Origin of the sequence: Corallococcus carmarthensis (assembly GCF_003611695.1) — a bacterium.
Taxonomy (GTDB): Bacteria; Myxococcota; Myxococcia; order Myxococcales; family Myxococcaceae; genus Corallococcus; species Corallococcus carmarthensis.
Genome location: NZ_RAWE01000207.1, coordinates 1 through 17,976, shown reverse-complemented (window position 1 = coordinate 17,976; position 17,976 = coordinate 1). Strand labels below are relative to the sequence as shown.

Annotated in this window: 17 protein-coding genes and 1 pseudogene; 9 read left to right on the top strand and 9 right to left on the bottom strand. The window is 70.0% G+C overall.

What is annotated here, in order from left to right:
- Positions 1-204, bottom strand: a 204-nt coding sequence (locus tag D7X32_RS46350; RefSeq protein WP_244239364.1) for a DUF6444 domain-containing protein, incomplete at its 3' end; no start/stop codon positions are given.
- Positions 205-528: 324 nt separating this feature from the next.
- Between D7X32_RS46350 and D7X32_RS47670 the strand changes: the two genes are divergently transcribed.
- The 5 genes from D7X32_RS47670 to mtgA all read left to right on the top strand — a co-directional run bounded on the left by D7X32_RS47670 (position 529) and on the right by mtgA (position 3,908).
- The gene (locus D7X32_RS47670) at positions 529-660 is read left to right on the top strand and encodes a hypothetical protein (RefSeq protein ID WP_279635641.1); all 132 of its coding nucleotides are present in this window, start codon (positions 529-531) and stop codon (positions 658-660) included.
- A gap of 276 nt (positions 661-936) precedes the next feature.
- The gene (locus D7X32_RS45145; protein ID WP_147450396.1) at positions 937-1,668 is read left to right on the top strand and encodes a hypothetical protein; all 732 of its coding nucleotides are present in this window, start codon (positions 937-939) and stop codon (positions 1,666-1,668) included.
- A gap of 423 nt (positions 1,669-2,091) precedes the next feature.
- Positions 2,092-2,325, top strand: a complete 234-nt coding sequence (locus tag D7X32_RS35480) for a hypothetical protein (RefSeq protein ID WP_120606991.1) — start codon at positions 2,092-2,094, stop codon at positions 2,323-2,325.
- Between the two features lie 167 nt (positions 2,326-2,492).
- Entirely contained in the window at positions 2,493-2,939 is a 447-nt protein-coding gene (locus D7X32_RS35475; protein WP_147450395.1) for a peptidase inhibitor family I36 protein, read from the top strand.
- A 69-nt stretch (positions 2,940-3,008) separates the two neighbouring features.
- A complete protein-coding gene (gene mtgA, locus D7X32_RS35470) occupies positions 3,009-3,908 on the top strand; it encodes a monofunctional biosynthetic peptidoglycan transglycosylase (protein ID WP_120606989.1) in 900 nt (299 codons plus the stop codon).
- Positions 3,909-3,966: 58 nt separating this feature from the next.
- Here the strand turns inward: mtgA and D7X32_RS35465 are convergent, their stop codons facing one another.
- Together D7X32_RS35465 and D7X32_RS35460 are read right to left on the bottom strand one after the other, a co-directional pair.
- Positions 3,967-4,977 (bottom strand): hypothetical protein, encoded by a 1,011-nt coding sequence (locus D7X32_RS35465; protein WP_244239363.1) that lies wholly within the window; start codon positions 4,975-4,977, stop codon positions 3,967-3,969.
- Positions 4,978-5,055: 78 nt separating this feature from the next.
- Positions 5,056-6,024 (bottom strand): hypothetical protein, encoded by a 969-nt coding sequence (locus D7X32_RS35460; RefSeq protein WP_147450394.1) that lies wholly within the window; start codon positions 6,022-6,024, stop codon positions 5,056-5,058.
- Positions 6,025-6,235: 211 nt separating this feature from the next.
- On the opposite strand from D7X32_RS35460, the gene D7X32_RS35455 reads away from it, so the two are divergent.
- Positions 6,236-7,378, top strand: coding sequence for a linalool dehydratase/isomerase domain-containing protein (locus D7X32_RS35455; protein WP_120606986.1), 1,143 nt, complete (start codon positions 6,236-6,238; stop codon positions 7,376-7,378).
- Positions 7,375-7,620, top strand: a complete 246-nt coding sequence (locus D7X32_RS35450; RefSeq protein WP_120606985.1) for a hypothetical protein — start codon at positions 7,375-7,377, stop codon at positions 7,618-7,620. The genes D7X32_RS35455 and D7X32_RS35450 overlap by 4 nt, the downstream gene beginning before the upstream one ends.
- Positions 7,621-7,628: 8 nt before the next feature.
- On the opposite strand, the gene D7X32_RS35445 is transcribed toward D7X32_RS35450, so the two are convergent.
- The gene (locus tag D7X32_RS35445) at positions 7,629-8,909 is read right to left on the bottom strand and encodes a metal-dependent hydrolase family protein (protein ID WP_120606993.1); all 1,281 of its coding nucleotides are present in this window, start codon (positions 8,907-8,909) and stop codon (positions 7,629-7,631) included.
- A gap of 161 nt (positions 8,910-9,070) precedes the next feature.
- Between D7X32_RS35445 and D7X32_RS35440 the strand changes: the two genes are divergently transcribed.
- Positions 9,071-10,378 carry a hypothetical protein gene (locus tag D7X32_RS35440; RefSeq protein WP_147450393.1) on the top strand — a complete coding sequence of 436 codons (1,308 nt, stop codon included), beginning with the start codon at positions 9,071-9,073 and terminating at the stop codon, positions 10,376-10,378.
- Positions 10,379-10,402: 24 nt separating this feature from the next.
- Here the strand turns inward: D7X32_RS35440 and D7X32_RS35435 are convergent, their stop codons facing one another.
- Positions 10,403-12,349, bottom strand: coding sequence for an endonuclease/exonuclease/phosphatase family protein (locus D7X32_RS35435; RefSeq protein WP_120606983.1), 1,947 nt, complete (start codon positions 12,347-12,349; stop codon positions 10,403-10,405).
- 129 nt (positions 12,350-12,478) lie between these two features.
- Positions 12,479-14,116: a cell wall anchor protein gene (locus D7X32_RS35430; RefSeq protein ID WP_279635640.1), complete on the bottom strand. Its 1,638-nt coding sequence runs from the start codon at positions 14,114-14,116 to the stop codon at positions 12,479-12,481.
- Between the two features lie 158 nt (positions 14,117-14,274).
- Between D7X32_RS35430 and D7X32_RS35425 the strand changes: the two genes are divergently transcribed.
- Complete coding sequence (locus D7X32_RS35425; RefSeq protein WP_120606981.1) at positions 14,275-14,865, top strand: DUF938 domain-containing protein; 591 nt, start codon at positions 14,275-14,277, stop codon at positions 14,863-14,865.
- Between the two features lie 49 nt (positions 14,866-14,914).
- Here D7X32_RS35425 and D7X32_RS35420 read toward each other — a convergent pair whose 3' ends face one another.
- The 3 genes and pseudogenes from D7X32_RS35420 to D7X32_RS45680 form a co-directional block, all read right to left on the bottom strand.
- Positions 14,915-15,493, bottom strand: coding sequence for a hypothetical protein (locus D7X32_RS35420; protein ID WP_147450392.1), 579 nt, complete (start codon positions 15,491-15,493; stop codon positions 14,915-14,917).
- A gap of 148 nt (positions 15,494-15,641) precedes the next feature.
- Positions 15,642-17,429, bottom strand: a complete 1,788-nt coding sequence (locus D7X32_RS35415; RefSeq protein WP_120606979.1) for a tetratricopeptide repeat protein — start codon at positions 17,427-17,429, stop codon at positions 15,642-15,644.
- A 364-nt stretch (positions 17,430-17,793) separates the two neighbouring features.
- Positions 17,794-17,976: pseudogene (locus tag D7X32_RS45680) on the bottom strand (hypothetical protein); the annotation flags it as partial.

Here is a 17,976-nt window from a genome sequence, read left to right as displayed (position 1 = left end):
CTTACGCCCCGTCGGCTCCGACTTCCTGGGCGGCGTACCGGGTGGGTCCGAGGACGGAGGCTTCGAGGAATTGCGCGAGGTACTCCGCAGCCGCGCCTCCAGCTCTGCGATGCGAGCCTCCTGCTGCTCGATTCGCGCGAGCGCAGCGCTCAGCAGTCGCTCCAGCTCCGCGATACGCGCATCTCTTGGGTCGGGCGTGGCCACGCCCCATTATTTCTAATCCGCCCCCGGCCCACGTCGAGCGTGGTGAGGCCCACCGTTCGCTGCCTCACCGCCCCCTCAGGCGAGCACCACCCCGTGAACGCTTACGCTGCGGCGAGGCAGGCGTCCTTGGGAGAGGACGCGGCGAGTGGACTTTCGCGGGGCTGCTCAAGCAAGACATTCGCAGTGGACGTGTTCGCCTGAGTCAGGTGTGGAGGCTGGCTGAAGGGTTGTGACGTACGTGAGGGAAGCGGGAGGAGTGCGAGCGATTCTGGAGCACCTGGGACTGCCCACGACGAGCTGCCGCTGGCCCAGGACGCGTCCGACGTGCCCGTGCCCGAGGGGCGCCTGGTGGCGGGCTTCGACGTGGACCGCACCCGAGACAGGTCCGAGCTGGCCGTCTTCGAGGAGTCCGAGAGACGGGGTAGCGGGGAGATTGGGGTGCGGGTGATTGGCTGAACTCGGCCGAGCCGTGACAACCCTGCGCGACGCGGAGTTGGTCATGAAACATCGCCTCACTTCCAACACTGTCCAGCATGGACTGACTGGGCCTTGCGTGCGAATGCCTGTTGCCTTTCAGGCATGGGAATTCACCGCTGCTCCATATCTGTCAATTCCGGGGTGATGAGCTGGAATGACATGGACCGGATGCATTACATCCGCTCGTTCCCCCAAGTCCGGAGGCGCTGGACGCGATGCTCTTGGCGCCCCGGCACATTCAATAAGGACGAGGCGATGAAATTCAAGCCAATGCCGCAAGGATTCTCTGCCACCCAGAATGGCAGGTATCACACGAAGAATAATAGCGACAGACTCTTCGCCCGAGTGGGTCAAAACCAGGCCGAGCCACCTCTCGAACTCTCTCGGTACAACGACCAGCGAGCCGACAAGGGAAAAGAAAAGAAGTTCTACACTTCTGGGCAGGATGTCTTCGAGAAATACAAGGTCGATCCCAGGTATCGGAAGGACTGCCTGCACACGACCGAAGAAACCATGTTCCGCGCCGCGGGCCCAGGTCGGCAGAACAGCAGGCTGATGCCGGAAGGTGACTACAGTCAAGAGAAGACGACGGGTCGGGGTATTGGTGAAAGTGACCTGAATAATCGGGCGATCGCCAGGGATGTCCGAAGGAATAGTCCTGACGCGACGAATGCCGATGCATCACCGGATCGAGGAGAGGGCTTCATGACCATCCGGATGAACAATGTCAATAAGAGTGACGGCTTTCAGTATCATGCGGCTCCGGTTATTGCCAAGGACGGCAGGGACCGCATCACCAATGAGATTTTTGGTGATCCGGCGGGGGTGGGCACCACCCATCACGACCAGCCAACCCGGATCAACAAGTATACGGTGGGTGATTCAGCCGACTCGTTTCATGGGCAGTGGAAGGATTCGTTCGACAAGGGGCCTGTCACTGTTGCGTTGAAGCCCAAGTCCGACATCGATCCCACCAAGATCTTCTGAACCGCCCATGGGTTCTCAGAGGGGAACCTTCAAAGGACAGCACGGGATGGCCCCCCGTTCCACGGGGGGATCGAAGCGCGTGGAGGCCTCGTCCCAGCACGCGCGGTGACGCTGCCACAACGACGTGAACCGCCTCGAAGGAGTGCTTCATCCAGGCGCGCCCCCGGTGAGGGAGGCGCGGAGGTGGCGGCCTACTCGGCGAAGCGGCGCTCGAAGGCGGCGAGCTGCACTTCCAGCTTCCACTGCAACGCGGCCCGCTCGTTGCCGGCTTCGTGGCGCGTCTGCGTCCTGGGGGAGGATGGGCCGACGGAAGGTGGTCATTTGTGAGGACACCGGGGCCGCCCGAGGCCCGGCTTGCTCCCTTCCCCGCCGCTTCCTAGGATTTCGGCCTCCGCCGCCTCTCCTCCGCTCCAGGAGCCCCCCATGCGTTACACGCGCAAGACCATCACCGAGTTGCTCGATACCGTGCAGGGCAGCCCCGACGTCATGGGCTTCTGGACGTCAAACTTCGGCGGCTCCGCCTTCACCCTGGTCCCCTCTCCCGGAGGCATGATCTGGCAGGACGTCTACGCGCCCAGCCACCAGGTCTGCGAGGACGGCATCCCGTACGGCACCGAGGACGGAATGAACAATCACTGCGGCGGCACCGGCTATTGATCAGCAGAAGCCGGTGTTGACGGTTCGGGCCCGGTCCATTGCGAGGGCCCTGTGGTGGAACTTTTGTCGTGGCAATGGACGCAAGGCGTTCACCACGGAATGAAAGCGCTGCCTGTCCGAGAATCCCCGTTTGTCTGTTGGATGCAAGGCTCTAGCATTGCGTTGCAGTGCGCGTTCATCCGGGCAGGGGAGAGATTGCAATGAATTGGCATGCGTTCCGGCAGCAGAATGGCGGCTTCAAGCGTTCCTCCCTCCTGGGGCTGGGCGCCGCAATGACACTGGTGCTCTCCTCGGCGGCCGTGCTGACGCCCGCGGAGGCGGCGGCCGAGGAAGACAATCCGTGTCCCTTCTCCGGTGTCCTCTGCTTGTTCGACGGTCCTGACTTCACCGGTGCGGTGTGGAATGTCATGGCCTGGCCGCCCGGCGGCGCGGGGACCTGTGTGAACCTTCCCGAGCATGGCTGGGAGGACCGGGCCGTTTCCGCCATCAACAACGGCCCCTACACCGCGTCGCTGTTCCTCAATGAGGACTGCGTTGGCGGCCCCTATCCCATTGGTTCCGGAGAGTGGGTCAGCCCCCTGAACTTCGCGCCCAAGAGCGTCTGGGTCTACTGAGGCCGCCGGGGGCGGCCCCGGCCGTCTTCTGGACAGCGGCCATTTCCCGGGGCACATGTACCTACATCCATGGCCTCCCGTCCGCCCTCCGCGCGAACCTCTTCCGTCCGGACCCAGAAGACGAAGCAGCCTCCCTCCGGCGCCCGGCGCGCGGTGGAGAAGCGCTCCGGCGCGGGCTGGGGTCGCTGGGCGCTCGGTGGGTGGCTGCTGCTCGTGCTCTGGCTCAGCGTGGGGTACGCGCGGCTGCCCGACGTGAGCGCCCTGCGAACGGAGAACCCGCGCACCACCGCGCTCATGGCGCAGCGGGCCGAGGAGGCGTACGAGGCGGGGAGCAAGCCCCGCGTGCGCCAGGCCTGGGTGTCCCTTGGCGCGGTGGCCCCGCACGTGGTGGACGCCGTGCTCATCTCCGAGGATGCGCGCTTCTACCGGCACGAAGGCGTGGATTGGACCGAGGTGGAGAACTCCCTCGAGCAGTCGATGCGCGAGGCGCGGCTGGGGCGCGGCGCCTCCACCCTCACCCAGCAGCTGGCGAAGAACCTCTACCTCTCCACGGACCGCAGCCTGCTGCGCAAGGGCAAGGAGCTGCTGCTCGCGCGCCGGCTGGAGGAACACCTGTCCAAGCCGCGCATCCTCGCGCTGTACCTGAACGTGGTGGAGTGGGGGCCGGGCGTGTACGGCATCGAGGCGGCGGCCCGCGAGCACTTCGGCACCTCGGCGCGGGCGCTCAGCGTGGCGCAGGGCGCGATGCTCGCGGCCATGCTGCCCGCGCCTCGCCGCTGGCTGCCCGCCCAGCGCCCGGAGACGTTGCGCACCCGCGCTGGCGTCATCCTGGGGAGGCTGGAGCGCGAAGGGCGCATCAGCGGAGCGCAAGCCCGCGAGGCCCAGGCCGAACTCTCACGCTACTTCGGCGGACCGCCCGCGCTTGCCTCCGACGCGGAGGCCCTCGCCCGGCTGCCCGCGGAAAGCTGAGCCTCTCGCTAGCAGCGTGAGGCGCTCCACTCCGGCGCGGCCAGGGCCCCCTTCCGCATCAGCCACCTGCCGGACCGCGTCCGACGGATGCCGTCCTCCGGCCGCGCCAGAGCCGCAGCGTGGCCAGCAGCCCCAGCACCGTCAGGCCCCCTCCCGTCTGGGTGCAGCCGCCCTTGGACGGGTTGCTGATGGGGTCCGCGATTACGGAGCCTCCGTCGCTCCCGCTGGTGCCCGCGTCCGTGATGATGACGCCGCCGTCGTATCCGTCCGGGAGCTTCGTGACGCAGCCGAGCTCGAAGTCCACGCTCAGCGGCGGCAGCGTGACGTCCGCGTGCTCCAGTGTTCCCTTCAGCGTGGCCTGGTGGCGTCCGGGCGTGAGTCCCAGGCCGGGCGGCGGCGGGTTGTAGGTCGTGCAGACGGTGTACAGGAAGAGCAGTTGCCGGTTGTACTCGTAGCGGTGGCTCTCCGGGTTGTCCTCGCCCGTCGACGTCAGCCCGTGGTGATTGCTGAAGGACCAGGGCTGGCCATCCACCTCCACCGCCCAGTGCACCCAGGGCAGGAATGGCACCAGCTCCGGCGACGGGGTGAAGCGCAGCGTGGTGGAGTCGCCTTCCTGCGGGCTCCCGCAGTTCGAGTCCCCGTACACGGGGAACTCTCCCCGGCTCGGCGTGTCCACGCTCAGCGTGCCCAGGGTCGTGGGCAGGGGCCGCTCCGGGCCCGCGGTGAAGGTCGCGGACTGCGTCTGCGTCTCCTGGAACTGGCAGTTGCCCTTTGCCTCGATGCGGTACTGCGTACCCGGCACGAGCGGTGCCTTCGGGACCACCACATGCGTCGAGCGGCCGCCCATCACCAGGGTGAAGGGCACCGGTGTGCCATCCGACTGGAGCAGCTTGAGGGTGGAGACGTCCGTGTTCTCCAGCAGTGGCGGCCTCACCACCAGCCCGGGGACGTTCGCGGGAACCGTTCCGCCCTCCTCGGGGAGTGGGAAGCGGACGTCGATGAGGCAGCTGGGCGCGACGCATGCCTCCGCCGAAGAGGGAACGAGCGCCCCCATTCCCAGGAGGAACATCCCCACCGCGCCCCATGTCCAGGTGTGTCCGTGCATTTGCTTCATCAGACACCGGAGCCCCGGCGGATGGGACATCCCTCAAGGACGGTTCGCGCGCGGCCCACGTCGCCAGACGCGGAGGGCCGCCAGGAGGCCCAGCACCGACAGACCGCCTCCGGACTGCGAGCACCCCTTGGCCTTCACCGGAAGGCCATCATCCGCGTCTGGGTCGGAGATGGGGGTGTCGTAGCCGCCGTCGGCGCAACCGCACATGCGATGACACGTCAGCTCGAAGGAAGCCTCCAGCGCGGGCAGCGCCGTGCCCGACTGTTCAAGCACCGGGCGCAGCGTGGCCACATGCCTTCCGGGCGCGAGGCCCATGGCCGAAGGGGGCATCCCGGGGGGCTCGTTGCCACAGAACGTATAGACGGTCAGCAGGTCCCGCATCGTCCTGAACCCGTCCGCGGGCCGGGCGGCGCCGCTGGCGTCCACCGCGCCGTGCGGGGCCGTGGCCCAAGTCTGCCCATCCACATCGAGCTCCCAGTGGACCCACGGTAGGAAGGGCACCAGCTCGGGGGCAGGGGTGAAGCCCAGCGTCACCTGGGCTCCCATGATGTCCGACGAGCAGGACGCGCCGCCATCCCAGACACGGATGGCTCCGTAGTTCCAGTCTACCTGCGCGAGCACGCCGGTCGCGGTCGCGGTCGCGGTGGGCAGCGCGACCTCCGGGCCCGCGGTGAAGTCCGCCATCGCGACGAACGGCTGTCCCGTACGGCCGTCAGAGCAGGGGACGTTCCCCTCCAGGTGGTAGCGCGTCCCGGGAACGAGTGGAGCGGCCGGGGCGAGGACGCCGCTGTTGTCGGGACCCCTGAGGAGGCGTGCCTCCACGTCCACGCCTTCCTCCGTGCGCAAGCGCAGGCTCTGCTCCTCCACCCCCTCATACGCGGGTGGCACCACCACCAGGGCGGGCACGTTCGCCGGGACGACCGCGTCCGGGGGAAGGGGAACGCGGCTGCCCCCCACGGTGCACAAGGGGCGTCCGCACGCCTCCGCCGAAGGGGGCCTCACCAGGCCAAAACCTCCCAGGAACACTCCGATCGTCAGCGCCGTCCATCCGTGTGTCTTCATGCCGCTTGAGACACGCGGGCCCGGAGGGTTGGGACATGGTGTTCGCGGAATGAGCCGGTTCGGGTGGGACCGCGACCGTTCAGCGAGCGGGACCGACCGTCCGTCCCGGAGGTCCAGGATGAGGCCCTGGCCGCGGCGGATACTGCCGGGCATGCGACGCAAACTCGTGCTGCTGGTGCTGGCCGTGGCGGTGTGGCTGCCGTCGCTCCACCTCCTGTTCCGTCCCCGCGACCGGGAAGCGCTGACGGCGGCACTGGCCCTCCGCCAACGCGCGTTTTCGCTCCAGGAGTCGAGCGCGGAGCGCGACGTGCTCCACCGCACGAACCCGGAGTGGGACCTGATGGTGCGCACCTTCTCCGTGCTGTCGTTCGCGAACCTCGCGCTGTCAGAGCCCGCGCGGAAGGCGGAGCACCTGGCCGTGGTGGACGCGCTCATCGACCGGACGCTGCGCGACGAACAGCGCGCGCACGAGGCCTTCTTCCTGCCCTACGTGCACGCGGCCCCCTTCAAGGACCCGGCCGGGCGCAGCCTCTTCGTGGACGGTGAGCTGGCGCTGATGCTCGCCGCGCGCCAGATGGTGGAGCCGCGCGCGGACCAGGTGCCGCTGCTGCGTGAGCGCGTGGACCTCATCGCCGGACAGCTGGAGCGGGCGCCGGTGCTCGCGGCGGAGAGCTACCCCGACGAGGGCTGGACCTTCTGCAACACGATGGCGCTCGCGGCGCTGCGCCTGTCGGACCGGGTGGACGGGCGGGACCACGGCGCGCTCCTGTCTCGGTGGGTGGCCTCCGCGCGGAAAAACCTGTCCGACAGCCGGACCGGTCTGCTCGTGTCGAGCTTCACCTACGACGGCGTGACGAAGGACGGGCCGGAGGGCTCCACGCTGTGGCTCGCCGCGCACATGCTCCAGGTGGTGGACGCGGACTTCGCGCGCGACCAGTACCAACGGGCCCGCGCCGCGCTCCTGGGGCAGGCGCTGGGCTTCGCGTGGGCGGGGGAGTGGCCCGTGGAGGCGGAGGCCGTGCAGGACATCGACTCCGGGCCCACCATTCCGTGGGTGAACGCGAACGCGGGCTCCAGCGGGCTCGCGCTCGTGGGCGCGGCGGCGTTCGATGACGAGGAGGCGCTGGACGGGCTGCTCACCAGCCTCCACTTCGCGGCCTTTCCGGTGCGCGACGACACCGGCTTGCGCTTCGCGGCGGGCAATCCGCTCGCGGACGCGGTGCTGCTCTACGCGCTCGTCGAAGGACCCCTCTGGCGCCTCGCGCGGGCGCCCCGGCTGGAGGCACACCGATGAGGCGTCACCCGTTTGTCATTGCCGCGCTGGGCATGGGCGCGCTCTTCCTGGCGCTGCACCTGGGCGGGGGGCGTCAGTCCGTGGGCGTGCTGTCCGGGACCGTCGTGGGCGGCCCCTGGCGCATGGGCTTCGGAGTCATCTACGCGCTGTCCTGGTTCGGCGCGGTGCTGGTGGCGCCGGTGCTGCTGCTGGCGGGGCTCGCGGACGTCATGGCCGGTCGCGTCCGCCGTGCAAGGCATTGAGCGCCGCTTCAGCGCCGGTACACCGTGCCGCCCTTCATCACCAGCCGCACCTGTCGCACGGCGGCGATGTCCTGCGTGGGGTCACCCTCCACGGCGACGAGGTCCGCGAGCAGGCCGGCCTTCACCTGCCCGATGCGGTCCTCCCAGTGCAGCATGCGCGCGTTGCCGGAGGTGGCCGCCTGGAGCGCCTGCGCGGGCGTCACGCCGCTGGCCACCAGCAGCTCCAGCTCGCGCGCGTTCTCTCCGTGCGCGAAGACGCCCGAGTCCCCGCCCACGCACAGGGGCACGCCCGCCGCCAGCGCGGCCTTGAGGCCCTCTCGCTTCTTCTTCGCGGACTCAGGCTCCGGATCCACGCCCCGCTTCCAGCCCCGGTACTGGAGCATGGCATCGCCCGCGGCCAGCGTGGGGCACAGGAACACGCCCCGCTGGGCCATCAGCTTCCAGACCTCCGGCGTGCCCGCGTCGCCGTGCTCGATGCTCTCCGCGCCCGCCAGCACCGCGCGCTTCATGCCCTCCGGCGTGCTGGCGTGCACGGCCACCGGACGCCCACCGCTGCGCGCCGTCTCCACGATGAGGCGCATCTCCTCCGGGGAGAAGGTGGGGAGCGCCTCCCCGCGAGGGCCCCAGCGGTAGTCGCCGTAGACCTTGATCCAGTCCGCGCCGCGCCCCATCTGACCGCGCACCGCGCGCGTGAGGCCGTCCACGCCGTCCGCTTCCTCCGCGCCCTGGGGCACGGTCCATTCCGTGGCGAAGCCCTTGGGGCCGTAGCTGCCGGTGGCCACCAGCGCGCGCGTGGTGACGACCATGCGGGGACCCGGGATGATGCCCTGGTCGATGGCCTGCTTGAGGCCCACGTCCGCGTCCGCCGCGCCCTCCGTGCCCAGGTCTCGCGTGGTGGTGAAGCCCGCCAGGAGCGTCGCCTTCGCGTGGTTCGTGGCCCGCGCCACGCGCAGCGCCAGCGGCTCCTTGAGCACCTGGTCGTTCCAGGTTGCCTCGTTGTACGGGTGCAGGAACAAGTGCGAGTGGCCCTCGATGAGGCCGGGCAGCAGCGTCGCGCCGGGCAGGTCGATGACCTCCGCCCCTTCCGGTGCCTTCATGCCCTGCGCCGGTCCCGCGGAGACAATGCGCTCGCCGGTGACGACCACCACCCAGCCCGTGTGGGGTTTCGCGGTGGTGCCGTCGAAGACGCGCGCCGGGCGCAGCACGTAGGAACGGGCAGGGGCCTGGGCCCGCGCGGACGCGGAGCCGAGGACCCCGGACAGGATGGTGGCAAGGAGCAGGGCGCGCATGTCGGACGCGGAGTCTGCGCGCGCCCCGTCGCCTGGGACCATCGGTTTGTGGGGCAGGGCCCGCTGGAGTGATTTTCTTCACGCACCAGGTCAGCTTGTTCGTGCCCATGCGTCGGGGGGGCGGCTTCCGAACGCCGCACCGTTTCCCTGGGGGACCCTCCTTGCATCGATTGCTTTTGCTCGCCTTGCTGCTGTGCGCCGCCTGTGGCGACAAGGCCCACCCTGCTCCCACGGAGCCCCCGGACGCGGGCAGCGGAGGCCCGGCCACCCTCATCGTCCACTCGAACTGGTGGGACTTCACTGCCGGCCTCGGCGAAATCCAGGGCATCACCGTCCTGCTGGGGGACGGCAGCCGCTTCCGTCAGCCGCTGGGCCGTGACGGCATCGCGCGGTTCACTGACGCGGCCATCACCGGCCCGCAGGACATCACCGTCGTCATGGTGGGCGACGGCAAGGTGTTGGCGAGCACGACGCTGGGCGTGGAGGGCACGGAGGTGTGGGTCCGCTCCGGCTACGGCCTCCTGGGGGGCGGCTTCCCGGGCAGCCGGCAGGCCACCCTCACCGGCCGCGTGACGAACCTCACGGGAGCGCAGGCGCAGGTGCGCGTGGTGGGGAAGAACTTCGCGGGCATCACCCACACGGTGGAGGATGGCACCTTCAGCGTCGACGTGTGGGGAGAGGCCCCCGGCCAGGTGGCGCTGTTCGTCACGCACGGCACCGAGCAGGTCTCGGCGGTGGGGCTGCTGCGGGACATCGCCGTGGGAGAAGGGCGGACCGTCAGTGGGCTGGTCATCCCCCTGGACCACCCGGTGGATCAACGGCTGCCCGTCGAGGTGACGAACCTCCAGCCCTATGGCGCGCTGTCGAGCGTCGCCGCCACCTTCACGCTCGGGTCGGAGTACCTCTTCACCACGAGCACGGCCGGCACCACCCCCATCGAGGTCCCCGCCATGGCGCGGACGCCGCCGTTCGATACCGTCGAGGTCCGGCTGTTCGCGACGGCGGGCAGCGATGCGCGGATCACATCCGGGCGGGTGGTCGCGAACGCGCCGCTGGCCCCTGGGGGCGTCACGCCGCTGGCCCTGCCCGCGCCCCTGACGCTCACCTCGCCCACGCCGGGCACGGAGGAAGCGCCCGGCTCGGGACCGCGCTCCGGGCTGACGCTGCGCTGGAGCGCCGACCCCGCCGTGCACCGCGTGACGGTGCGCATGATTCCCCAGCAGGGCGAAACGGAGCTCGACTGGTACGTCACCGCCCCCGCGACCGTGAGCCGCTTCACCCCCTTCACCCTGCCCGCGGAGGTGTCACCGCTGCGGGCGCTGACCGGAGGCCTCTACTTCGTGCAGTGGTCCTCCGACTTCCTGGGCGCGGGTCACGGCTACCAGGACCTCTTCAAGGAGGCCCCCACCGGGAGCGAACCGGACGCCTGGTACACGAACGCGTACGGCTACTCCGTCCTCCAGGACTGACGCACGCGCACCCGCGTGCTGGTGCTACGGCGCCAGCGCGCGGAACACCTTGGTGTCGCCGTCGTAGTTGTTGGCGTTCCAGTACACCTTGTCCGCGCCGTCCCGGCCGTCGATGTCCGCGAAGAAGAAGCCGGTGTTCTCCGAGTTGCTGAAGCCCGTGTTGTCCATCACCGGGCTGGCCGCGAAGTTGGTGCCGGTGCTCGGGTACACCTGCATGCGGCCCTCGCGGAAGCCCGGCCGCCAGAAGACCTTGTCCGCCTTGCCGTCGCCGTCCACGTCCGCGAAGTAGAAGCGGGACGTGTCCACGCCGCTGGTGCCCGCCTCGTGCAGGAAGAACAGCGCGAAGGCCCCCGCGCCGGTGGAGCGGTACACGCGCGTGCGGCCCTCTTCCTGATCCGGGTTCCACAGCACGCGGTCCGCCTTGCCGTCGCCGTCCACGTCCGCGAAGTACACGCGCGTGCCCGCGCTCGTGTTCGCCCCGGTCGTGCTCGTCACCGCGGCGCCGAAGGACACCGTGCCGTTGCACTTCGACACGAAGGTGTCGAAGGCGCCGGACTTCTGCGTGGGATTCCAGCGCACCAGGTCCGAGCACCCGTCTCCCGTCACGTCCGCGAAGAAGAAGCGCGTGGCGTCGCTGGTGCTGGCCGCCTGCGTGACGGCCACGCGGTCACCGAAGGTGCCGCCGCACTTCGCGGGGTAGATGCGCACCTCGCCGTCCCCCAGGTTGGGCCGCCAGAGGACCTTGTCCGCGCAGCCATCACCGGTGACGTCCGCGAAGAAGAAGCGCGTGGTGGCCACACCGCTCGTCGCGCCCGTGTTCTTCACCGCCGCGGCGAAGCCTCCGTCGCACGTCGACTTCGCCACCCACGTCTCGCCCTCGCCCACCGCGTAGTTCCAGGTGATGCGGTCCGCGCAGCCATCACCGGTGACGTCCGCGAAGAACAGCTGCGTGCTGGTGGACGTGCCATTGGGCGTCGGGGAGAGGGTGGAGCCCGCGGAGAAGATGGCCGGGCGGATGGTGGCGAGCACCGGGTAGTGGTCCGACGGCGTGAGGCCGCCGCTCTCCGTCCGGTCGATGGTGGGCGCGGACGAGGTGAGCGCGCCCCCGTTGTGGAAGATGTAGTCCAGCCGCTGGTACTTCGTGGACGTGGAGCCGGTCCACGCGTTGTTGAACGTGGCGTCGTCCACCCCCGTCACGCCGTCGAAGCGCGCGGTGCGGAACAGCCGGGCCCCGGTCTCCAGGTCCCCGATGGTCGTCTCCCCCGGCGTGGACTGCCCCTGCGCGTCGGAGTTGAAGTCCCCCATGGCGATGACCGGCAGCCCGCCGGGCTTCGTGGCCAGGAACGACGCCATCTGCTCGGCTTCCTTGATCCGCCCCAGCGAACACTCCGCCGCGTAGGCGAAGTGCGTGTTGGCCACGAAGTACACCTGGCCGGACGTCAGGTCGCGCAGGCCCACCCAGGAGATCTTCTTCCCCTCCGCGTGGCTGAAGCACGTGGCGCTGGAGGCGTAGGGATTCACGAGCGCCTCGTTGCCCTGGCCCACCTCCGCCGCGATTTCGAAGCGGCTCTTCTTGAAGAAGATGAGCTTCGGGCTGCCGCCGCCCGGGTTGTGGACGCCGTAGGGCTTGTCCGTGCCCGTCAGCCCCGCGATGAGGTCCGCGGGGATGCTGGGGCCGCCCGAGGGCGCCTGGGCCTCCTGCACGCCGACGATGTCCGCGTTGTTCGCGAGGATGCGCTGGAGGACCGCCGCCTTGCGGTTGGGCCACGCGCGCACGCCCGTGTCCAGCGGCCCGCGCACGTTGTACGTCATCACCCGGAACGCCTTGTGGCCCGTCGCCGCCAACGCCCGTGCCTGTAAGGCGTCAGGGGAGGGCGGCGGGCCCCCGTCCTGCCCGCAGGCCAGGAGGAGCGAGGTGAACACCGAGGACAGCGCGACGGAGCGCGCGAGGCAGGACCGGAAGCATCGCATGACTGCGATTATACATGGAAAACGAGAAATAGCATTAATTCCGTTTGAGGCTGAGGCGGCCGGGATGTCTCACGGCCGCGCCCGGCATCTGCGCCGGACGCGGCCTTGGCGGATGACTGCGATTGCGTGCTACTGGCGCACGACGCGCTTGAGCTTGAAGGGCGAGGGGGACTCGCTCATCGTGTAATAGGCCGTGCCGGTCGGGTCGTACTCGATGGCCTCGCCCTGGCCCTCCACGGTGTCCGTGAGGGAGACGGGCGTGGCGGCGAACGCGGTCTCGAAGGCCGCGCCGGTGGCGGCGCGGAACTCATACACCTTGCGGTAGGTGCGCAGCAGGAAGCGGTTGGCGCACGGGTGGATGGCGCCGGACGTGGCCGCGCCGTAGTTGGTGTCCGTGGTGGTGGGCAATTGGAGATTCGCCACGAACACGAGCGTGCTCATGGTGCCCGGCGTGGGCAGCGGCTGGGGGAACTTGTAGACCTTGCTCGCGCCCGCGTAGGACTTGGTGACGATGTAGATGTCGCCCGTGGTGGGGTGGACCATGATGGTCTCCGCGTCCTTGGGCGTGTCCGGGTACTGGAAGGGGAAGGCCTCGGCGGTGAGGTTGCCGCTCGTCTGGCCCGCGCCGATGTTGGGCTCCGGGATGCGGTAGACGGCGAAGGTGGACGGCGGCGTGGGGAAGTTGGCGCTCGCGCGGCCGATGTCGCCCATGTAGATGCACTGGCCGGCGGGGCACGGGCCGCTGGCGACGTCCTCCCAGTCCGCGGGCGTCACGTTGGACACGTTGAAGGTGCCCTTCGTGCTGGCGTCCGCGGTGCTGATGGCGACGATGGCGGTGGTGTCCTCGTTGTGGGCGTAGATGACGCCCGGCGTGAGGCGGCTCGCGGCCAGCCCGGACGGCTCCACCAGCGCGGTGGCCGTCACGGTGCCCTGGGTGGTGTACGCGGTGGAGAAGGTGTCCCCCACGGAGCAGGACGCGGAGGCGTTGGCAGCGCGCAGCGCGACGACCTGCGCGGTGTTGGTCTCCGCGTACGGCGACGAGCCGTTGAACGCGCCCTGCGCCCCCGCGGCGCCCAGGTCCTTGTAGGCGACGTTGTAGATGACGCCCGTGGACGAGGACACGAGGCAGGTGTCCACAGGCTCCGTGAAGCCCGTGGGCGGGACGATGGGGCTCGCCGGGCACGCGGCGCCGGTCCACAGCTGCGAGCCGAACCACACCGCGACGCCGTTGGCGGTGCTGGTGGTGAGGGCGGGCGTGTTGAAGCTGGCGGTGAGGCCGTTCTTCTGGCCCGTCTGCGCGTCGATGGGGTTGGCCGTGTCCGCGCCGGAGAACGCGGAGATGCTGCCGGCCATGTAGCTGGCGAGGTCGATGTCGAACGCGTACGTGGACGGCTCGGACGCGGTGGCCACCTTGTAGAAGACCCAGGTCTTGATCTGCGACGCGCTCTGGTCCGAGCGCACCAGCGTCCAGCCCGCGGGCGGCGTCGCCACCGCGGCCACGTTGTTGCGGTTGATGATGCGCGCGAGCAGCACGTCGCCCAACGCCGTGCCCGTGGGCTTCGCGATGCTCAGCGACGTGCGCGTGCTGCCGCCCGCCGTGGCGCTGCTCCGGTACGCGATGTTGGACACCGCCTGCCGGGCGGTCGCGACCTCCTGCTCCGGGAGGGAAGGGGCGTCCGCGTCCAGCGGCCCGCACCCCGCGAGCGCGAACAGCGACACCGAGCACAGCATGCGTGAAACATTCCGGTTGAAGGACTTCAAGGTCACTCCTGCCTGGGGGATGAGGCCATTTACGGCAGGAGGTTTTCGGCAGGACCCGGAAAGTGTTGCGGATTCCGTGCACGAGCGGCCGGCGTGTTGGCTGTGATTGCAATCTTCCGCGAGCGGCCTTTCCTCGCGTGCGCGGGTGTGGAAGAGGGTGGGGCATGAAGCGCCACGCGCCCGCCACCGAACGCAACCGTGAACCGCTCCTCGCCGTCCTCCGGGAGGTGTTGCCCCCGGAGGGCACGCTGCTGGAGGTGGCGAGCGGCACCGGCCAGCACGCGGCCTTCTTCGCCCGGGCCTTCCCGGGGCTGACCTGGCAGCCGACGGATGGAGACCCGGCGTCGCTGGAGAGCATCGACGCGTGGCGCGCGGAGGAGGGGCTGTCCAACCTCCTGCCTGCCCGCCTGCTGGATGCGAGCACGGACGCATGGCCGGTGGCGCATGCGGACGCCATGCTCTGCGTGAACATGATCCACATCGCGCCGTGGGCGGCCTGCCAGGGATTGATGCGGGGCGCGGCGCGGGTGCTGCGGCCGGGCGGACGGCTGGTGCTGTACGGGCCCTACTTCGTGGAGGGGAAGGAGACCGCGCCGAGCAACCTCGCCTTCGACGAATCGCTCCGCGCGCGCGACCCGGCGTGGGGCGTGCGCGAACTGGGCGCGGTGACCGCGGAGGCCGCGCGCCACGGGCTCCAACGCGAGCGCGTGGTGGAGATGCCGAGCAACAACCTCACGGTGGTGTTCCGCCGGTAGGGCCTTCCACCGGGACGGTGTCTCCACCGTCCCGGCGTCCTGCGCGGGGCTACATGCCGGGGCAGTGGCCGCCCTTCAGCTGACGGGCGGTCTCGTGGACCTCGTCGATGAGCTGGCGCTTCTGCATCTCATCCATGGCGGAGTAGGTGATGGTGATGCCTTCCGGCGTGTCCGTCGCCACGGCCTTGGAGGGGACGGTGGGCGCCCCGGCCATTCCCTTGTTGCCGCCGCCGCCAGTGCCGCTCTCGTCGAGCCCGCTCTGCTCCTCCGTGGAGCTGTCGCCCAGGTCCTCCTGCTGTGCCATGTCCATGGCGGTCTCCGAACTGGTGGCCTTGGACTGCGCGTCCAGCATCCGCCGCGCGCGCGTCTGGAGGTCCGACACCTGCGAGGGGTCGGACGTGGTGAACATGAGCGACACGCCGTCGGACGTGTCCTGCGTCTGGACCTGCGCGCCCGGCACCGACATGGGGCAGCGTTGATCCACCCCGGAAGACATCGCGGTGGACTGGGCGGATGAGGGCATCGGCTGCTTCGACTCCTCCTTGTGCATCCCCTTCTTGGAACAACCGGCGGAGAAACAAAGCGCCGTGGCCGCGGCGAGCGTCAACGTAAGTCGGGACATGGGCATGGTGTGCCTCCTCTGTCGTGGGTTTGACGTGCGGCAAGGTGGAGAGGCGGCTCCGCCCTCGCAACACGTCCCCCGGCGCCGCTGAGCCTGAAGGCCCCGCCCCGTGGATGGACACCTCCATCGCGGAGCGGACACGCGGGGGCCAGGCTCACCACACGGCTTCGAGCTGGAGCATCACGCCGTGCTTCTCGTAGTTGCCGTTCGTGGCGTCATACGCGTGGCAGAGGTGCTCCGCGCTCTCGCACGCGGCCGGGTCGTCGTCCGTCAGCCGCATGTCGATGTTGGAGCGGTTCACGAGCAGCTCGTACCGCGCGGTGAGCCGCAGGTGGCTCGACAGCCGGGCGCTCACGTTGGGGCCCAGCACGAAGCGCGTGTCGTGGCGGCGGCGTGCGTTCCACGTCTCGGTGGCGCCGCCGGTCGTCACGACGCGCAGCGAGTTGTCCTCCTGGTAGCGGCGCCACTCCACGTCCGCGTCCAGGCTGGCGGTGAGCCATGGCAGGGGTTGCCACCGCCCGGAGGCCCCCACGGCGTGGCCCGTGAAGCCGAACGGAATCACATACGTCTGCGACGCGAGGGTCCCGTCGTCGCTGGTGTAGACCTGTTCCAGCGTGCCGATGCGGTCCTGCCGGTAGCGGTACCACGCCGTCACGTTCGCGAGGCCCAGACGCCACTCCTGCGACAGCGTCGCGTCCAGGCGTGGGCCGGTGAGGTAGGCGAACTCCTCGCCGAGGCCATCCTTGCCGGTGACGCCCAGGTCCAGCCGCGTGCTGGTGTGCTCGGTTTCGTCCCAGGCGAGCCACGCATTGGCGTTCACGGAGGCCTGGAGCCCCCGGAAGTCCTCCAGGCCGGTGAAGAAGATGTCTCCACCCGCGAGGAGCCCCACGCGCACCCGGCGCGCGGCCTCCCACTCCACGGCCGCCGTCGCGCGGTGGAGCTGGAGCGAGTAGTCCCTCACGGAGGCTTCGGAGTAGGCGCGTTGGCTGCCGCCGTAGGACAGGGCCGCGATGAGCCCGTCGGACAGGCGGAAGCGCGCGGTGACGCCCACGCTGGCCTCCGCGAAGGCGCTCGCGGTCACCACGTCCGCGTTCGCGCCGGACACGTCGCGGGCCGCGACGCCCACCTGGAGCACGTTGCTGTCGAAGCCCGGCCCCACGCTCGCGGAGGCCCAGAAGCCCGGGCCGTTGGAGCGCAGGCCGTAGGAGAGCAGGTCCAGGTACTGGTGCGCCGTCTGGCGGTCCAGCGGGCTCAAGGTCAGCGCGAGCGCCGCGGTGAGGTCCTCGCGGGCCTCGGTGCGGAAGCCCAGGCGCCACGCCGATGCGCCCGCCATGAGCCGGGCCCTGCCGGAGTCGGGCTGCCGTGTCGCCGCGTGCAGGAAGTGCGCGCGGGCCTCGTCGAAGCGGCCCGCGTCGAAGGACGCGAGCCCCTGGCGCCAGGCCTCATCCCCTTCGTTCACGGCAGGCGCGAGCAGGGCACGCAGCTCCTCCACCTGCAGGGCCTCCTCGCTGGAGGCTCCAGGCGCGGCTCGCTCCGCCCACCGCGCGGCACGCTCCGGAGCGCCCGCATCGAACGCCGCGAAGCCCGCGTTGATCCACGCCACGCGGGCGAGTGGGGCATCGGCACGGACGCGGGCGAAGGCCTCCTCGGCTTCCGCGAAGCGGCCCAGCGCATAGAGGCACGCGCCGCGGTTGAAGTTCCAGGCGTCGGGCTCCGGCGCATCCGGCGCACGCCCCGCGGCGTCCAGGGCCTCCAGCGCTTCAGCGGGGCGGCCCGTGCGGAAGCGGGCCAGTCCCACGAGGTACAGCGCGGCGCCTGAAGGTGCGGCCTGGAGCGCCTGCTGTTCCGCCTCCGTGTACCGGCCCGCCGCGAAGGACTCGCGCGCGTCCTCCAACGGCTCCCCGGCCGCGAGCGTCACCAGGAGCAGCAGGCCCGTCCACACCCACCGCGACGTACCGCATTCCCCGCACGGGTGCGAGGGCAGCGCACCGCGCCATCATGCACGGGGTAGAGGAAGGGTCCGTGCGGCGGACCCGGTGCGCACCGACCCGGCCCGTCTCCACGGCAGCGGCAGAACCTCGGACGTGAAGTCTGTCCCGAGGGACAGAGAAGACAGGACCCTGCTGGCCGCCCCGCCAGCGGCGCCGCTCACGAACCGGTCCGACTGTCCGACCGGTCCAGGCGGCTTCGGGAAACCTGTCCGACTGTCCGACAGATTGGGACGGCCTCGGAAACCGGTTCGACCGCCCGACAGGTTGGGACAGCCTCGGAACCTGTCCGACTGGAGGGTTGCGCGGAATAGCGGTTCAGCCTGGCCGCGATGCAGGGGGAGGAGCAGGGGCCTCGAAGAGGACGAAGACGCAAAAAAGCCGGCTGCGGGAGAGCAGCCGGCTGACGTTATGGGCCAGCAGCTTGAGGAAGACTTCCGCGTCGATGGTGGGCGGGTGCCGGGAGGAGAGGCGGTGAAAGCCCATGTCGTGCTGCAGCGA

Coding starts and splice junctions, on each gene's coding strand:
- D7X32_RS45145 (WP_147450396.1), top strand. CDS start 937: ATGAAATTCAAGCCAATGCCGCAAGGATTCTCTGCCACCCAGAATGGC.
- D7X32_RS35480 (WP_120606991.1), top strand. CDS start 2,092: ATGCGTTACACGCGCAAGACCATCACCGAGTTGCTCGATACCGTGCAG.
- mtgA (WP_120606989.1), top strand. CDS start 3,009: ATGGCCTCCCGTCCGCCCTCCGCGCGAACCTCTTCCGTCCGGACCCAG.
- D7X32_RS35465 (WP_244239363.1), bottom strand. CDS start 4,977: ATGTTCCTCCTGGGAATGGGGGCGCTCGTTCCCTCTTCGGCGGAGGCA.
- D7X32_RS35455 (WP_120606986.1), top strand. CDS start 6,236: ATGCGACGCAAACTCGTGCTGCTGGTGCTGGCCGTGGCGGTGTGGCTG.
- D7X32_RS35450 (WP_120606985.1), top strand. CDS start 7,375: ATGAGGCGTCACCCGTTTGTCATTGCCGCGCTGGGCATGGGCGCGCTC.
- D7X32_RS35445 (WP_120606993.1), bottom strand. CDS start 8,909: ATGCGCGCCCTGCTCCTTGCCACCATCCTGTCCGGGGTCCTCGGCTCC.
- D7X32_RS35435 (WP_120606983.1), bottom strand. CDS start 12,349: ATGCGATGCTTCCGGTCCTGCCTCGCGCGCTCCGTCGCGCTGTCCTCG.
- D7X32_RS35425 (WP_120606981.1), top strand. CDS start 14,275: ATGAAGCGCCACGCGCCCGCCACCGAACGCAACCGTGAACCGCTCCTC.
- D7X32_RS35420 (WP_147450392.1), bottom strand. CDS start 15,493: ATGCCCATGTCCCGACTTACGTTGACGCTCGCCGCGGCCACGGCGCTT.